Source organism: Peptoniphilaceae bacterium AMB_02, assembly GCA_036321625.1.
Lineage (GTDB): Bacteria > Bacillota > Clostridia > Tissierellales > Peptoniphilaceae > Microaceticoccus > Microaceticoccus formicicus.
Map to the genome: position 1 here is coordinate 2,372,992 of CP143259.1, position 16,257 is coordinate 2,389,248.

16 protein-coding genes, 1 tRNA gene and 2 pseudogenes are annotated in these 16,257 nt (G+C 35.3%); 6 read left to right on the forward strand and 13 right to left on the reverse strand.

The window, feature by feature from the left end; genetic code table 11:
• Window positions 1–80 precede the first annotated feature (80 nt).
• From VZL98_11250 to VZL98_11270, 5 genes and pseudogenes are all read left to right on the forward strand, one after another.
• Window positions 81–284, forward strand: a pseudogene (locus VZL98_11250) (conjugal transfer protein).
• A gap of 278 nt (window positions 285–562) precedes the next feature.
• Window positions 563–1,669: a helix-turn-helix domain-containing protein gene (locus VZL98_11255; GenBank protein WVH63254.1), complete on the forward strand. Its 1,107-nt coding sequence runs from the start codon at window positions 563–565 to the stop codon at window positions 1,667–1,669.
• 13 nt (window positions 1,670–1,682) lie between these two features.
• Window positions 1,683–1,892 carry a PLD nuclease N-terminal domain-containing protein gene (locus tag VZL98_11260; GenBank protein WVH63255.1) on the forward strand — a complete coding sequence of 70 codons (210 nt, stop codon included), beginning with the start codon at window positions 1,683–1,685 and terminating at the stop codon, window positions 1,890–1,892.
• On the forward strand, window positions 1,892–2,809 hold the full coding sequence (locus VZL98_11265) for an ABC transporter ATP-binding protein (GenBank protein WVH63256.1): 918 nt from the start codon (window positions 1,892–1,894) through the stop codon (window positions 2,807–2,809). The genes VZL98_11260 and VZL98_11265 overlap by 1 nt, the downstream gene beginning before the upstream one ends.
• Window positions 2,806–3,573 (forward strand): ABC transporter permease subunit, encoded by a 768-nt coding sequence (locus tag VZL98_11270; protein ID WVH63257.1) that lies wholly within the window; start codon window positions 2,806–2,808, stop codon window positions 3,571–3,573. Before VZL98_11265 ends, VZL98_11270 begins: the two co-directional genes overlap by 4 nt.
• Before the next feature lie 70 nt (window positions 3,574–3,643).
• On the opposite strand, the gene VZL98_11275 is transcribed toward VZL98_11270, so the two are convergent.
• From VZL98_11275 to VZL98_11295, 5 genes are all read right to left on the reverse strand, one after another.
• A tRNA-Val gene (locus tag VZL98_11275) sits at window positions 3,644–3,720 on the reverse strand.
• A gap of 332 nt (window positions 3,721–4,052) precedes the next feature.
• Window positions 4,053–4,607, reverse strand: coding sequence for an MATE family efflux transporter (locus VZL98_11280; GenBank protein WVH63258.1), 555 nt, complete (start codon window positions 4,605–4,607; stop codon window positions 4,053–4,055).
• Window positions 4,595–5,464: an MATE family efflux transporter gene (locus tag VZL98_11285; protein WVH63259.1), complete on the reverse strand. Its 870-nt coding sequence runs from the start codon at window positions 5,462–5,464 to the stop codon at window positions 4,595–4,597. Before VZL98_11285 ends, VZL98_11280 begins: the two co-directional genes overlap by 13 nt.
• A 22-nt stretch (window positions 5,465–5,486) precedes the next feature.
• Window positions 5,487–5,810: a hypothetical protein gene (locus VZL98_11290; protein WVH63260.1), complete on the reverse strand. Its 324-nt coding sequence runs from the start codon at window positions 5,808–5,810 to the stop codon at window positions 5,487–5,489.
• Entirely contained in the window at window positions 5,801–6,667 is an 867-nt protein-coding gene (locus VZL98_11295; protein WVH63261.1) for a patatin-like phospholipase family protein, read from the reverse strand. Before VZL98_11295 ends, VZL98_11290 begins: the two co-directional genes overlap by 10 nt.
• A gap of 133 nt (window positions 6,668–6,800) precedes the next feature.
• Between VZL98_11295 and VZL98_11300 the strand changes: the two genes are divergently transcribed.
• The gene (locus VZL98_11300; protein WVH63262.1) at window positions 6,801–7,220 is read left to right on the forward strand and encodes a deaminase; all 420 of its coding nucleotides are present in this window, start codon (window positions 6,801–6,803) and stop codon (window positions 7,218–7,220) included.
• A gap of 32 nt (window positions 7,221–7,252) precedes the next feature.
• Here the strand turns inward: VZL98_11300 and VZL98_11305 are convergent, their stop codons facing one another.
• From VZL98_11305 to VZL98_11340, 8 genes and pseudogenes are all read right to left on the reverse strand, one after another.
• On the reverse strand, window positions 7,253–7,819 hold the full coding sequence (locus tag VZL98_11305; GenBank protein ID WVH63263.1) for a chromate transporter: 567 nt from the start codon (window positions 7,817–7,819) through the stop codon (window positions 7,253–7,255).
• Entirely contained in the window at window positions 7,816–8,376 is a 561-nt protein-coding gene (locus tag VZL98_11310; protein WVH63264.1) for a chromate transporter, read from the reverse strand. The genes VZL98_11305 and VZL98_11310 overlap by 4 nt, the downstream gene beginning before the upstream one ends.
• A 3-nt stretch (window positions 8,377–8,379) precedes the next feature.
• Window positions 8,380–9,024: an HAD family phosphatase gene (locus VZL98_11315; protein ID WVH63265.1), complete on the reverse strand. Its 645-nt coding sequence runs from the start codon at window positions 9,022–9,024 to the stop codon at window positions 8,380–8,382.
• A gap of 191 nt (window positions 9,025–9,215) precedes the next feature.
• Window positions 9,216–10,147, reverse strand: a pseudogene (arcC, locus tag VZL98_11320) (carbamate kinase).
• Window positions 10,148–10,165: 18 nt separating this feature from the next.
• A complete protein-coding gene (locus tag VZL98_11325; protein ID WVH63266.1) occupies window positions 10,166–11,260 on the reverse strand; it encodes a hypothetical protein in 1,095 nt (364 codons plus the stop codon).
• A gap of 2 nt (window positions 11,261–11,262) precedes the next feature.
• A complete protein-coding gene (locus VZL98_11330) occupies window positions 11,263–12,435 on the reverse strand; it encodes a hypothetical protein (protein ID WVH63267.1) in 1,173 nt (390 codons plus the stop codon).
• Window positions 12,436–12,445: 10 nt separating this feature from the next.
• The gene (locus VZL98_11335) at window positions 12,446–14,977 is read right to left on the reverse strand and encodes an AAA family ATPase (protein ID WVH63268.1); all 2,532 of its coding nucleotides are present in this window, start codon (window positions 14,975–14,977) and stop codon (window positions 12,446–12,448) included.
• Window positions 14,978–16,132, reverse strand: coding sequence for a hypothetical protein (locus VZL98_11340; GenBank protein ID WVH63269.1), 1,155 nt, complete (start codon window positions 16,130–16,132; stop codon window positions 14,978–14,980).
• Window positions 16,133–16,257 lie beyond the last annotated feature (125 nt).

The following is a 16,257-nucleotide window of genomic DNA, read 5'->3' on the forward strand; positions in this document are numbered from 1 at the left end:
CAAATCTTGAGCAAATCAAAAAAACTACTAATCAAAAAGTAAGATAAAATAATTTATACACTATTTTGGACTTGACTAAAGAATTTTTAATAACGTTATTTAAGCTTTATACTACTGCTACCGTAAAAGAACTTTCCTATTATCTAAGTAATGGAATTTTGAAACCAATCAGAAAAGAATACATCTTTCAGGAATTAGTAAATCCTATTTATATTCCTAAGGATAATCAAGTCACGGTATCACTTTCAGTTAAGTATCTCGACCAGAAGAACAAAGTAACGTAAGTATGATAATTTAATTTGGTGCTTGAAAAGAACGGGGATAACTGGAAGTTTGTTACTAGGTTATTTTATAATAATATTTAACGAAAAGCCGATAATTTGGGGTATGTTTATACCACCATTTTATTGGCTTTTTAGATGCTGCTATTCATTTTTGATTTTATTCTACTTATTAGATATGGCATGATGTTTCTTGTAGGTTGATTAAATCAACCTAAATTAACTATAAATCCATTGATGAAGAAGGATTGAAATTGTACAATAAATATAGGAGGTGGCTAATGAAAGATATTAACATTGCACGTGTAATATCAGAAAATCGAAAACTAAAAGGCATTACACAAGATGAGTTAGCAAATTATATAGGTGTTTCTAAATCTTCTGTTTCAAAATGGGAGACTGCACAAAGTTATCCGGACATCACTTTTTTACCTCAATTAGCTAGTTATTTTAACATTAGTATTGATGAGCTAATGGGTTATGAACCTCAAATGACAAAGGAGGATATACGTAATCTTTATCTTAGGCTATCAAATGAGTTTTATGAAAAGCCATTTGAAGATATAATTACTTATTGTCAAGAAGTCATTAAAAAATATTTTTCTTGTTATCCTCTACTTTACCAAATAGGTGTATTATTGTTTAACAATAGTAATCTTGCTAATAATGAAAAAAGAATGAAAGAAATTATTGTAGAAGCAAAAAAATTGTTTATAAAGATTAAAAATGAAAGTGACGATATTGAGTTAGTAAAACAAGCATTTTATATGGAAACTTTATCTTTAATTACTCTAGGTTATCCTGATGAAGTGATTAAATTATTAGATGAATCAAATTCATTAGTAATGTCCGTAGAAATATTGCTTGGTAAAGCATATCAAATGATTGGAAATACTGATAAAGCAAAGGAAACGCTACAAATAGAGATATATCAATATATGAGAACTTTGCTACAACTTTTACATTCATATTTATCCTTATTTATTGATGATGAAAAACAATTTGATGAAATTTCAAAACGTTTTCTAACAATTGCAAATATATTTAATTTAGATAAATTGAAGCCAGATGCTTTATTACCATTTTATCTCACTTTAGCACATGGAAAAATAGTTAATAGAAACACAGATAAAGCTCTCGAATATTTAGAAAACTACACAAGAATTGCAACAGGAAATATTTATCCACTGAAATTAAAAGGAGATGACTTCTTCACATTAATTGATAAGTGGTTTGAAAATTTTCCTATAGGTACTAATCCACCAAGAAATGAAAAAGTTATTAAACAAAGTATGTATGAGGCTGTTGTCAATAATCCAAATTTCTCAACTTTTGAAGATAATACTCAATATAAAAACCTAGTTATGAAACTAAGAAATAATTGTTAGAGGAGGAATTTTTATGGGCAGTTTAGAAATCCTAAGGGAATATTTACCATTCTTAGTCCCTTTAATTATCTTGGAGATTATTCTAGCGACTACAGCTCTTGTTCATGTAATAAAAAATTCTAAATATCGTTTTGGAAACAAAATTATGTGGATTGTTGTTGTTCTACTTCTCCAAATTATTGGACCAGTTGTTTACTTTGCTTTTGGAAGAGGTGACGATTAGTGAATGTTTTGGAAATCAATCAACTTAATAAAAGCTTCGGAAAGAAGGAAGTTCTATCTGGTTTGGATATGAAGGTTCCTAAAAATTCAATTTTTGGCTTCGTTGGGCAAAACGGTGTAGGCAAAACGACTACCATGAAAATTATATTAGGGTTATTAAAAGCAGACAGTGGAAATGTTACTGTCTGCGGGGAAAAGGTATCTTATGGTGATACTAAAACTAATCGACATATTGGATATCTACCCGATGTTCCTGAATTTTATGGTTATATGAAACCAATGGAATACTTACTATTGTGTGGTGAAATCACAGGATTAACAAAAAATGATACACTTTCAAAAGGAAAAGAACTCCTTGAGTTAGTAGGACTTAGTGATGAAAATCGGAAAATAAAGTCATTTTCCCGAGGAATGAAACAAAGACTAGGGATAGCACAAGCATTGCTTAATAAACCAAAACTACTAATTTGTGATGAGCCAACATCAGCCCTTGACCCTATTGGACGTAGGCAAATTTTAGATATTTTATTAACCATCAAAGGACAAACGACTGTAGTCTTTTCTACTCATATTCTATCTGATGTGGAAAGAGTGTGTGACTATGTAGCAGTTCTACATAAAGGTAAACTAGCACTAAATGGAACCCTTTCAGAAATCAGAGATCAATATAGCACTAATGGATTCAATATTGAATTTGAGACTGAAGAACAATTAAGTAATTTCTCTAATTCAAACGATTTAAAAGACCATGATATCCATCTTTTAAGAAATAAAAATCTATTAACCGTTACATTCAATAATATAAGTAAAGATGGACATTTTTTAGTACATTTACTATATCAAAAGAGAATAGTTCCATTGAAATTTGAAAAAATCGAACCATCTTTAGAAAATTTATTTACTGAGGTGGTAAAATGACACACTATATTGCATTTCTTAAAAAAGAAATATTGGAGAGCATTCGGACTTATAAGCTGCTCATTATGCTAATCGTCTTTGTATTAATAGGTGTGATGAACCCCTTTACAGCAAAACTAACTCCACATATTATTAAAACCCTAATACCAGAAGGAAACTCAATTTCTATTCCTGAAGCCACTGCTTTAGACTCATGGGCACAATTTTTCAAGAACATCGCTCAAATGGGATTAATAGTAACAATTCTAGTTTTTAGTGGAATATTAGTTACTGAGCTTTCTAAAGGAACATTAATTAACATGCTAACGAAAGGATTATCCCGCAAAGCTGTAATTCTGTCTAAATTTACTTTCATGACGTTAATATGGACATTGAGTGTTACAATTTCATTTATTATTACTTGGGCCTATACAGTATATTTATTTCCAGGTGATAGAACAAACAATTTACTTTTTTCAGTATTTTGTTTATGGTTATTCGGTTTATTTTTGCTTTCCTTGCTAATGTTCTCATCTACTGTAACAAATACTAATTATGGTAGTTTAATTATTGTTGGGGTTACTGTAGTAATTGGTATGTTGCTAAACATAATTCCGAGTTTTCAAAAATATAATCCAATATCACTTTCAACAAGAAACATGGAGTTATTGACAAATACATTAAATCCAACTTTTTTATACAGTTCCATTGGCGTTACTGTTATAATTATTATTGTTTTGATGACTTTATCTATATTAATTTTCAGAAAAAAGGAGATACAGTAAATATAAAAGAGAGGAACATAAAACACCGTACTTCCGGTTTTCAACAAAACAGAAGTACGGTGTTTTAATTTGGTGGGGCATACTGGGCTCGAACCAGTGACCTCTACGATGTCAACGTAGCACTCTAGCCAGCTGAGCTAATGCCCCTTATCTCTAGTTATATTACCATAGAGAGCTTTATTTATCAAGTACTTGTATTGTTTTTTATTTGTCATTAAAAAAGGGCAGAGAAAAGAGCAGGCACTGCCTACTCTTGTCTCTGGAGTTAATTATGATGAAAAAGAATAAACTGTATTACTAATATGTTTATTACTACTTGATTATACCCCACAATAAGTAATCTGTCAACGTTTTCCTTTTTATATATTTTAAATAGCTCAACCTCTTAGTTGAGCCATTCAATCGATATTACTTTAATTCCTTTGGTTTTCCCGCACCCTATTACTACACTTTTTTACAAACTTAGGTGATTTTTTATGTTAATTTGTACTAATCAACTCATTTTCATCGCCAATTAAGCTCTTTAGCTTCTTTATTTCAATCATATATAAACTAAATGCTACTATTGCAGCTAATAAGTCTGCCACAGGTCCTGTAAAAAGGACGCCTTCAATGCCAAAATATCCTGGCAGTATAAAGATAGCAGGTAGAAAGAATATTATATGTCTTGATAGCGAAATAATAAGACCTTTTACCGGCTTTCCTATTGCAGTAAATAAAAACGAAGCTGCAGGCTGAGCACCATTTAGTGGGATCATAAACATGAAAATCCTTATATATCTGATGGCAAACTCTTCATATTCCGGAGTTCCAGTCCCAAATATTCTGATAATCTGAAGTGGAAACAATTGGAATATTGCAAAGGTTATTATCGAAATTATCGTGACTGCACGCATGTTTATCAGCGTTGCTTCTTTCACCCTGTCGAATTTTTTTGCACCGTAATTAAAACCCATAATGGGTTGTGCTCCCAAAGAGATTCCTATTAATATTGCAATATAAAGAACATTCACCTTTGATATTACTCCGACCACAGCCAGGGGTATTGAGCTACCAAAGCCGAAAGTTTTCCGTAGTAATTAAGCGACTGGTTTAGCACAATGGTCATTATCATAATCGAAAAGTGATTTACAAGAGGTGATAGTCCCAGTTTAAAGATGTCAAGTGCACAGCTGAATCTCGAGCACTTCTGCACCGGATTAAACATGGATCTTGTTAAATCAAATGACTGCAATTTGACCAAAAAATAGTAAACTCCCATTATGGTACTAACCGCTTGACTGATTACTGTCGCCCATGCAGCACCTGCAATTCCCATATTAAATATAAAGATGAAAATCGGATCTAAAATCATATTTAATATCGCACCTGTAAGAGCTACAATCATCGCAAACCTTGGCGATCCATCTGCCCTTATCAATATGGGAAATACAATTGATGCCATTAAAAATAGAGTTCCCTTGGTAGTAATCGATGCATATTCGATAGCATACGGATAGACCTCTTCAGTACTTCCGAAAATAATCAAAAGTTTCGGCAAAAGCATTATGGCAAAAAAGGTTATAATCAGTCCAAATATAATAGATAAGCTGATTCCCGTTCCAAATATTCTCTTTGCCTTTTCTTCATTTCTTGCCCCTAATTGCAAGTTAAAGTTTGATGCTGTCCCTACGCCGATTAGTAGCGACATGGCTATCGTAAAAGTGACCAGTGGAAAAGCTACATTTGTCGCTGCATTACCGAGCATGCCGACGCCTCTTCCTATGAAAAGTTGGTCGACAATATTGTAAATTGCCCCTACCAATCCTGAGATTATGGATGGTATGGCGTATTTTAACATAAGCGGAGCTATTGGTTCATATCCTAATGGATTTTCAGCTCTTTTACTCATTCAATCATCCTATTCTTAAAACTTATTCAAATAATATTTCTACAATATTATGGATCAAGTCCTCTTTATAAAAAATATTCTTAATTTTATCTATAGTTATATCTGTAAAAGCCTTGGCAGGTTCTTTATTGTTTTCCTTCTTTCCTCTAACCAGCACATTCAGCTCATCTATTTCATAAATCTCCATAAAATCCATTTGCAAATCCTTCATTCTGCTTTCCAAGAGTTTTAAAGCAATTTGACTTGAAGATGGTCTGTTTTTAATATTGAGAATCTCTGCAAGTCTGGGTAAAATATACATATAGAGCTTATCTATGCCCTCAAGCTCAGGCAGTCCTATATGCATAATGCTAATTCACTGATTTTTTCATCGGGAATGGTAAATAGACTTTTTGTAAACTCTGATATGTCTCCACCTATGCTATAGTACTCTCCATGCAATGCTCCAAGGCAAACCAAAGTATCCATGTATCCGAGTTTGATAAGTCTGTTGCTATTGCTTGCACTAAAATCCAGGAGTTTTCCGAGATCATGTCTAGGCTTAATTTCCAAAGTTTTAACCTCATCCTCATCGGGTTTTCCTGAAAATCCAAATCCTTCATTCCTGATCAGTACCAACTCGGTATAACCCTTATCTAATAGCATGGAAAAAGGTAAATTGTCAGCAAATCCGCCATCCAAATATATTTTTCCTCCGAGCTCGCTTCTTTTGAAAACTGGCAAGTAACAAGATGCCATCAAGTAGTCGCAAAGCTGCCCTTCAGGAATATCTTCCTTAAAGAGTTTCTCCGCCTTCCAGTCCGTTAGATTATAGGTTACCAGACCGAAATCCATCTTACTCTTCCTTATCCTCTCTTCATCTATATGTTTTGTGATGTATTCGTAAATGGGTTTTATATCTATTCCACCTTGAAAAACTAGATCTTTAATCTCTGAAGAGTAATTTTTCAACAGATCAAATGACAATTCAGTTTCAATAAGTTTCGCAGGCAGTTTTTCCCCAAATATCTCCTCAGGATTTATTTCAGTCCAAATCGCTTCCAAATCTTCAAAATCGTTCTGACAGATCATAGCGCCATTCAAAGACCCGATGGAAGTGCCTGTAACCCCGTCAAATTCATATCCATATTCAGTTAATGCTTTATAGGCACCGATTTGAAAAGCACCCTTCGCTCCGCCACCTTCTAATACCAAACCTTTCATAATTATTATGTATGATTAAATCATACTCTCCTTTTCTATTTAAAGTTTATATCAAAGTAATATTATCATGTTTCAAAAGATAATTCCATTATGTTATACTATGATTAACTATAATAGAATTTTGAGGTGAACAATGAGAAAATCTTGGGAAGAGTATTTTATGGATTTAGCCCATAATGTCGCAGCTAGAGGAACATGCGATAGAGCATATGTCGGATGTGTCATAGTAAATAATGAAAACAGAATCGTATCTACAGGTTACAATGGTTCAATTGCAGGTAATCCGCATTGTGATGAAATCGGTCATACGATGAGAGATGGTCACTGTATAGCTACAATCCATGCAGAGATGAACGCACTTCTTTATTGTGCAAAAGAAGGCATTGCTGTTAAGGGCTGTTACTGCTATGTTACGCATTTCCCCTGTTTAAATTGTACTAAAGCATTGATTCAGGCGGGAATCTCGAAAATCTACTACCATGAAGGTTATAGAATCGATGATTATGCCATTGAATTATTAAATCGCAATAATATTGAGTATATACAAATCTAAGCCGGCAAATGCCGGCTTTTTATAAAATACTACTATAGTTTAAATATTACACCTATGACAGCACCTGCTATTATCAATGCTATCGGATGGATTCTAGGGATTTTATAATGGATTAAAAACATTATTGAAAAGAGTATTAGTGGTCCAATTTTAAATAGATCCATTAGATAATTCGTCTGTTTAAAGATATTGTAGCTGAATAGACTGACCGCGAAGATCTCGCCCATCGCTCCGAATACCAGACCTGCAGTCGCCGGTCTGATTCCATAAAACGAATCCATCATCAATCTGCTTTCTCTATATTTTACTATTACATTGATTATCAAAATAATTATTATAATGGACGGAAGTGCCAATGCACTTGTAGATACTATGGCTCCGGGAACACCCGCCACTTTCATGCCCACATATGTCGCCATATTTGTTCCTATCGCTCCCGGGGTTGATTCTGATATAGCAATCATATCCAGTAATTCCGAACTCGTAAACCACCCGTATTTTACAGACATCTGCTTTAAAAAGGGTATTGTTGCAGGTCCTCCTCCTATTGAGAAAAGTCCCGCTTTAAAAAATTCAATAAACAGCAATAAATATATCATCTTCTTACCCCCTTAGAAATCATTCCCGTTAGAGCGGCAAAAACTACCACGGGAATGGGGGATATTTCGAGTATGGCAATCATTATAAATGAAGCGATAAAAATCAATCCGGTAATTAAATCTACTACGCCAATCTTAGCCATTTTAATTACAGTATGACCTATTAAGGCGCATACCGTGATTCTTATCCCATTGAATGCATATTGCAGATATTCATTATTTGAATACCTGAAGATTAGGGATGCAAGTAAGGTTATCAGTAAAAATGCCGGTAGCAAAAAAGAAAATGCCGCTATAAAAGCACCTAGAATACCTCTTTTTTTATAACCTATAATGGTAGATACATTGATGGCTATAATCCCGGGTGTCATCTGTCCAATGGAGTAATAATCGATTAATTCCTCTTCAGAAGCCCATTTATGATTGTCTACAACTTCTCTTTTGAGTATGGGAAGCATCGCAAGACCGCCCCCAAATGTGAATGCTCCAATCCTTAAAAAGGTAAAGAAGAGAGTTGTGTAACTCGTTCTCTCTTCAACATCTCTTTTCCCATCCATAATCTATATCCTATTTACATCTAATTGATGAAATCCCTCAAGGTATATCTTGGAGATTTTTCTTAATGCTCTTTGTTCTGCAATGCTTGTGAAATCCTCGACTCCCACCGGTATCATCCCAAGTTTTACAGCATTTTCAAGAGCATATAAAGCATCGTCAAAAACATATGTCTTATGAGCCTCTGTACCAAGTCTTGACCTTGCTATTCTAAAAAATTCAAGCTCACCTTTTTCCAAACCCGCGATATCAGGTGTAAGGGTAAATTGCATAAATTTGGATAGTCCAAGTCTATCAATTGCCTTTAAAGCCAGTGAACTGTCTGTAGCTGTAGTGATACACATCTTTATTCCCATATCATGCAGTTCTGTTAATTTATCATATACTCCCGGTTTTAGCTCAAATTTTTCTGAATAATAGGATTCCAAGGTTTCATACATAAAATCCATCATATCGTCCAGAGTTATATTCATCCCATATACTTTATTAAAATACTTCGGTGCTTCATTCAGTCCAATGGCTTTTAGCTCCTCGGTAGACTTGGGATCATAAACAAGTCCTCTTGATTCCACGAAGTATTTATCCAGACTCTGCCAAACATGCATTGAATCTATTAGAGTGCCATCTAAATCAAAGAGTATCCCCTTCATCAAATCCCTCCTTCATTATATTAAATAAAAATTAATCGTTAATTTAAAATTACATATCTATTTTAGCCTACTTCCAATATAATTACCAGTTATAGTATTTGCGAATTATATATATGTCTATTCTGGTGAGTTTTATATCAATATAAAAAAGACGAAACCGTTATTAATTAACAGTTTCGTCTTTGTCTATTCTATTTTTTTATCCAGGTTCCGGTTTTTCCGTCCAAACCTTCAATCGCCTTATCTAGCGAAGTAATTAGAGCACTTGCATTATCTTTTGATTTAACAAAACTAAGTGCAGCTTCTCTATTTTAGGTTTCATTGAACCTTCAGCAAATTCCTTTTGCTCAATATACTTTTCTATTTCTTCAACACTCAGTGAATCCAACCACTCCTGCTCCGGTGTTCCGAATCTGATGGCTACTTTTTCTACAGCTGTTAGAATTATCAAAGTATCGGCATTTACAAGTTCAGCAAGTTTTGCGGTGGTAAAGTCCTTGTCGATGACTGCAGGAACTCCGACATAATTGTTGTTTTCGTCAACTACCGGAATCCCGCCCCCTCCTGCTGCAATTACGATTACTCCATTGTCGTATAGCATTTCAATGGCTGCTTTCTCGACAATGTCAATTGGTTTTGGAGAAGGAACTACACGTCTGTATCCACGACCTGCGTCTTCTTTAAATATAAGTCCTGTCTCTTGCAGTTTTTCAGCTTCTTCTTTTGTATAGAAAGAACCTATAGGTTTTGTAGGATTTTCAAATGCAGGGTCCTTTGAATCTACCTGAACCTGAGTAACTACAGAAGCTACAGTAATATCCATATTTCTCGATCTTAGTTCGTTTACTATGGCATTTTGAAGATGGTATCCGATATAGCCTTGGCTCATCGCCCCACATTCCGGAAATGGCATGGCAGGTGTTTTGGCTTCTGATTTTGAAGAAGTATCCATGGCTAAATTTATCATACCAACTTGTGGTCCGTTTCCGTGCGAGATAATAACTTTATTACCCGCTGCAACCAAGTCTACTATGGATTTTGCAGTTTCTTTTACTGCTGCTTTTTGCTCTTCGGGAGAATTACCAAGGGCATTTCCCCCAAGTGCCAATACTATTTTATTCATTTTCTACTCCCCTTCTTTTTAGTTATTTAGGGCTCTATCTACATTTCTTATAAAGTCCTGTGCATTGGTTACAATAGAAACGGCTGTTAATGTTCCTCTATCAGCTAATTTATTTACAGCAAACTCCTGAATATCTATCGTATACATGTAAACAGGTCTTACTTCGTTGTCAAATACATTGTATGATGGTGTCATGTTTCCTGTAGCAATGGTAAATAGTATTGCCGACATCATTATTATGGTTGAAGTCTTCTTAGCATGAGTACGCATCACATTTTGAGCTTCATATACATTGTTTATGGTTTCAGGAAGACCCAATCTGTCTCTTATAGTTCCGGCCAACACAAAAGGTACATCCATTTCCACGCAGGCTTTAATAAAACCGTCTTTAACCTGTCCTGACTCTACCAGTGCTTTTGTAGATCCATATTTCCTGGCAAGGTTTATAGTCGCATAGAGATTCCTGGTAGTATTTTGTTCTTTTTCGAATGTCTTTTGACCCCATACTGTATTATATAATCCCTTTTCAAGGTCGAAAGCAGCAGTTTCTGTACCGCAGAAGATGGCTTGAACATAACCTTCTCTTATAAGCCTTTCAAGTGCAAGTCTTGAATCTCTGTCAAGAGCAAGCGCAGTTCCGACTATTAAAGTTACGTAACCATTATTTGCTTTTTCATGTCTCAATACATCATATAAGGTGTCGTAATCAACAGAGAATGCAGTTTCTCTTGAACGTCCGGATCTAAAGGCAAATGTGTCTTGAGTTTCCTCTTCTTCAAGGAATCCTTGAGTCCAAACATAGATGCCCTCAGAAGCATCTTCTGTTCTTCCTATAACAACTTTATCACCTTTTTTTAGATTACGGAATTCAACTATATCCACTCTCTCATGTCCGGGAGTATCGTCTGCAACACATACAGTATCCATTCTGGACTCAGCTGCCAGCACCCATTTCCCGTTGATTTTGAAATACTCAGGATATACTGAAAGTGCATGATAGTTTCTAGGACTTATTCCATCTCTTGTAACCTCTTCAAGAGTTGCATTCGGTGCATTCTTAAACATATCTTTTTCAAAGTCAGGATGATGATATTTTGGTAATTCGAATTTCATAACTATATTTCTCCTTTCCTTTCAGTTTCATGAGTTTCTACTTCTACGTATTCCATCTCAGGTACTTCCATTTCATTTGCAAACACCTTGTCTGCAGGTGTTATAAGTGCTTTTTCACAGTTTACTACGAAGTCTTGGACATTTGTAATCATTGGCACGAAAGCCATAAGTTCTCTCGCAGCACCAACTTTATTTACTACGTTTTCTGTGATATCTATCGCATACATGTACACAGGAGTAATTCTTCCGTCTTTTCTAATTCTGTATCCTGATGCCATATTTGCAGCTGATAGACTGTGCAGCATTGTTGCAATACAGATTACAAGCGTTGCTTTATCCAGTTCTTTTTTAGTTTCAGAAAGTGCTCTGTCTGTTTCTGCAATAACTTCAGGAAGAGGTCCGTCATCTCTTATGGAGCCTGATAATACAAACGGAATATCCATATCTGATAGAGTTTTGATAATTCCGTCTTTTACATTTCCTCCGGCTATAAATTCTTTTATTGATCCTATGCTTCTTACTTCATTTAATAAATCCAAGTGATTGTAGTGACCCATTGGCACATTTTCTTGAGTATAGATATTTTGACCCAGTGCAGTTTGCAAGAATCCACCTTCAAGGTCATGAGTACACATTGCATTACCACCTAATAAACTGTGGATGTATCCATTTTCAGCCAGTTTATTAAGAGCTCTTCTCGTATCGTAATCAAATACAACCGAAGGTCCAAGTACCCATACGATATATCCGTCTTCACTGTCTCTTTCGTGCTGCATAAGTTCAAATAAAAAGTCATAGTCTTCGGAGAATGAAGTTTCTACAGCCTTTCCTGCAGTTGAATAAATTGAAGTTGGGAATCCTTCCTTGTATACAAGTATTCCATCGTCCAATGATCCGGTTTTAGAAAGTACTACGCGATCACCTTTTACAAGTTCTCTAATCTCTTTAATTACTATCTTATGATACTCAACAACTGCCACACAATTTAGAGAATTGTGTTCCGGTAATAACCATTGACCTTCATATTTATAGAATGTCGGCATATGTGAGGTTAAGTAAAACATATCAGGTGCCACTCCGTCCTTTTCAACAATTCCTATCGAAATCGAAGGAGCATTTTGATATTTTTCTTCTTTAAAATTCGGTAATGTAAACTCAGGTATTTTAAATGTCATATTATCCTCCCTAATCTTTATTTTTTTCTATTATTAACTTAAATTCTTTATCTTCATCCAAGCTTAAAGTCAGTGTTGAGAAACTATCCAATTCACTCTCCAGATTGCTGGCACATATCAAAGTTGCAATATTCTGTTCAACCAGTTTCTTTATACCTCTTGAGTCTAAGTTCTCTGAAAATGACCTTTGAGTTAAATCCTCGAGAAATTCATCTGTCCATATTAAACTTATCTGCCTTTCGCTCAATTCATCTGCAAGTTTCTTCAAATTGAGTTCAATTAGCTTTTTGGTTGTGTTTTTGTTTACTTCTTCCAAGCGGAACACATAATCCACGTATTTATCTATATCGGATTTTAACTTTGACTTAACTGCCCCGAAATCTTCGCCCGGATCCGTAGTCATAGTCAAAATTATAATTGTATTTTTTAAATTTATACTTCTGCCTTTATTATCCTTTAGTTTACCTTCATGAACCATTTGAACGATTAAACTCTGGACTTCTATATGGGAATTATTGATATTATCAAAAAGAACAATACTATAAGGTTTGGTTCTAAGTGCTTCTGTCAATATTCCTCCAAACTCATAACCCACATATCCCGGAGGTGCCCCTATTAATTTTGTAATGGTGGACTTGTCGGTAAACTCACTCATGTCAAATCTGATAAGACTCTTCTCTCCATCGTAAATATATTTGGATAAGAGTTCTGCAATATAGCTTTTACCTGAACCCGGAGGACCATATATAAGAAAACTTCCTATTGGCTTATGTCTTGATATCAGTCCCGACTCTGAAATCATATATGTATTAATGATTTTTGATATTACTTCGTCTCCACCTACAAATTCCTCATTCAACCTGGCTTTTATTTCCTTAATATTCTGTAATTTGTCCAAATGCAGTTTTCCTGTTGGCATCCCAGACATAATAGAAATAATCTCTCTAACTTCGTCTTCGGTTACCTTGGTCTGTAGTGGATAATAGGGTTCACAGTTTTCATAAGAGTTTAACTTTTTCTCAAGCTTTCCTTCTGTTTTTAGCAGATCGTCCAGTTTATCGAAATCATGTTCTTCTTTGACTCTCTCTATTTCAATCCTTATTAATTCCAATTCCCTTTCGAGTCTTACTATATTTTCCTGTCTCTCTTTTTCCAGATTATATAGTTCTGTTCGTTCTTCGAGTTTCTTCTTAAGCTCTTCTATCTCTGTTTCTTTTTCCAGCATTCTATGTTTAGAAATAGCATCATCTTCATTTTTTAATGTAATTCTTTCCATTTCGACTTTTACAATATTTCTATGAAGATCGTCCAGTTCCATTGGCTTTTGGTCTCTAACCATCTTTACCAATGCACAAGCCTCATCGATTACATCTATTACAACATCCGGAAGCTTTCTCTCGGTTAGGAATCTCTTGGAAAGCCTTACAGCCTCAGTCAAGGCAGGATCGGTAATTCTCACCATATGATGGTTCTCATACTTTGCTTTGATTCCCCTCATTATAGCGATAGTGGCTTCCACACTCGGCTCCTCTATCAAAATCTTTTGGAATCTTCTATCAAGTGCTCCGTCTACCTCGATATATTTTCTATATTCATCAATGGTGGTGGCTCCTATGGTCAGAATCTCTCCTCGTGCCAGCATTGGTTTTAACATATTTGCAGTATCCATAGTTCCTGAGGTATTGCCTGCTCCGACTATATTGTGTAATTCATCTATAAACAGGATTATCTTACCTTCAGAATCCCTTATTAGCTCAAGAAGCTTTTGTAATCTTTCCTCGAAGTCACCCCTAAACTTTGCACCTGCTATAAGAGATGTCATATCCAGTGAAAACACGAGTTTTCCTTTTAGATTGTCCGGTACATCGCCTTTTACAATTCTTTGAACAATTCCCTCAACTATTGCAGTCTTTCCAACTCCCGGTTCACCTATCAATACGGGATTGTTCTTAATACGTCTTGAGAGTATCCTTATTGCGTTTCTAATCTCTTCTTCTCTTCCGATTAAAGGATCAAGTCTTCCCTCCATGGCTTCTTTAGTCAGGTCTCTACCATACTTGGATAGAGTCTGAACGGTCTCTTGTGAAATACCGTTCATAAATCCTTCGTTAAATTTTTTCGAGATTTGTTTAGTCAATCCAGCATAATCCAAGCCATGTATTTTGGCCAATTTTGCAGTAGCCATATCTTCTTCTCTAAGCAAGGCCAGTAATAGATGTTCCAAGGACACGAGCTCTTCATAGAAATTTCTAGATATCTCTTCAGATATGAGAAGTGCCCTTTGATGTGATCTACTTGTATACAGACTGGTAAGCCCCTTTGACGAGCGTAGTTTATCTACTGCATTTTCAGTTGCATCTTCCAATTCCTGAACTATGACCCCCATGGAGGTCAAATGCTCTCTTATAGAAATGTCTTGATACTGCAGTATCGATAATAGCAAGTGTAAGTCGGTTACTTCTGAATTACTCTTACGTATAGCTATTTGATTGGCAGCTTTTATTACATTTATAGCAGATTGTGAATATTTATAGATATCCATTTAACCCAAGAACCCCCAAATCAGATGCGCGGCTATACCTGCACCCAATCCTCCAATAGTATGAGAGAAAATTGCATTTCCCGTCATCTCTTTTGTTTTTAATGCGTCCATCATCGCAATATGTGTAGATAAGTATCCACTCCAACACATACAGATAGAAGTAAATACCGCAATGTCATTGCCATTTATGGTACCCCTTGCAGCCATATCCGACACCATTCCAATAGCAGCTCCGGAACTTCCAAGTGCGGTAATCGGAATTGCTATAGCTTCAGGAGTACTGAATCCGAATAGTGGATTGATTATAAAGCTTAATTTTTGGCCTATATAAGGAAGTAGTGGAATCCCTTGATTTGCAGATCCGTCATATCCATTAGGTCCGGCACCATTGGTAAGCATGAGTACTATTGTACAGATAAGCAGTACCCCGGGAATAATTGAAAGTCCCATATCTACTCCGACCTTACCTCCGTCAAGTAGAGATTGAATGAATCTTCCCCCAATGGATCCTTCTCTAACTCTTCTTGTTCCCTCGGGAATCGGATCCGTAATATCACACTCTACCATTTCCGTAGTGCCATAATATTTTTTTGTTTTTGAAATCATCAATCTAACAGAAATAATACTTCCGACCACAGCCCCAAGCACTCCTATAAGCGCTCCTTTGATAGCCCCTTCTACAGGAAAAGCCATCATAGATGTACAAGTGATTAGCCCCATTCCATAAGCAGTACCAAGATTGGTAAGAGCCGGCATTTGATATTTTTTAAAGTACTTTCTAAAATTGTCATCATAGGCAAGTGTCAGTATCGCAGGATTGTCCGACATAAAACAGTTCAAAACACCTAGTGAGCTTGCACCTGGCAGATCATAAACCGGTTTCATAACCACGGATAGTGCTCTGTTTATTAGAGCGATTACTCCAAATTCAGAAAACACCCCTGAAATACCTCCGGCTAATACTGCGACAGCCATTAGGTAAAAACATACATTTCTTAAAAGGTCAAAAGCCGTATTCATCATGGTTTTAACCATATTGGTTCCACCCATTATATTACCTAAATATATAAATCCGGTTAGAAATATCGCTAAAAATACAGGAGCCTCAAGACCCAGCTCTTTTTTATATAATTTATAATTTTGTCTATCTTCCATCTAATACCATCCTTCTACAGGTAGTGAAAGTTAATTTACTTAAGTCAATATTAAATATGATTTAAGTGCATAAAATTTATAGCATACTGTTCCAATTCTATGTATTACTCAAGTAAATTATTTTT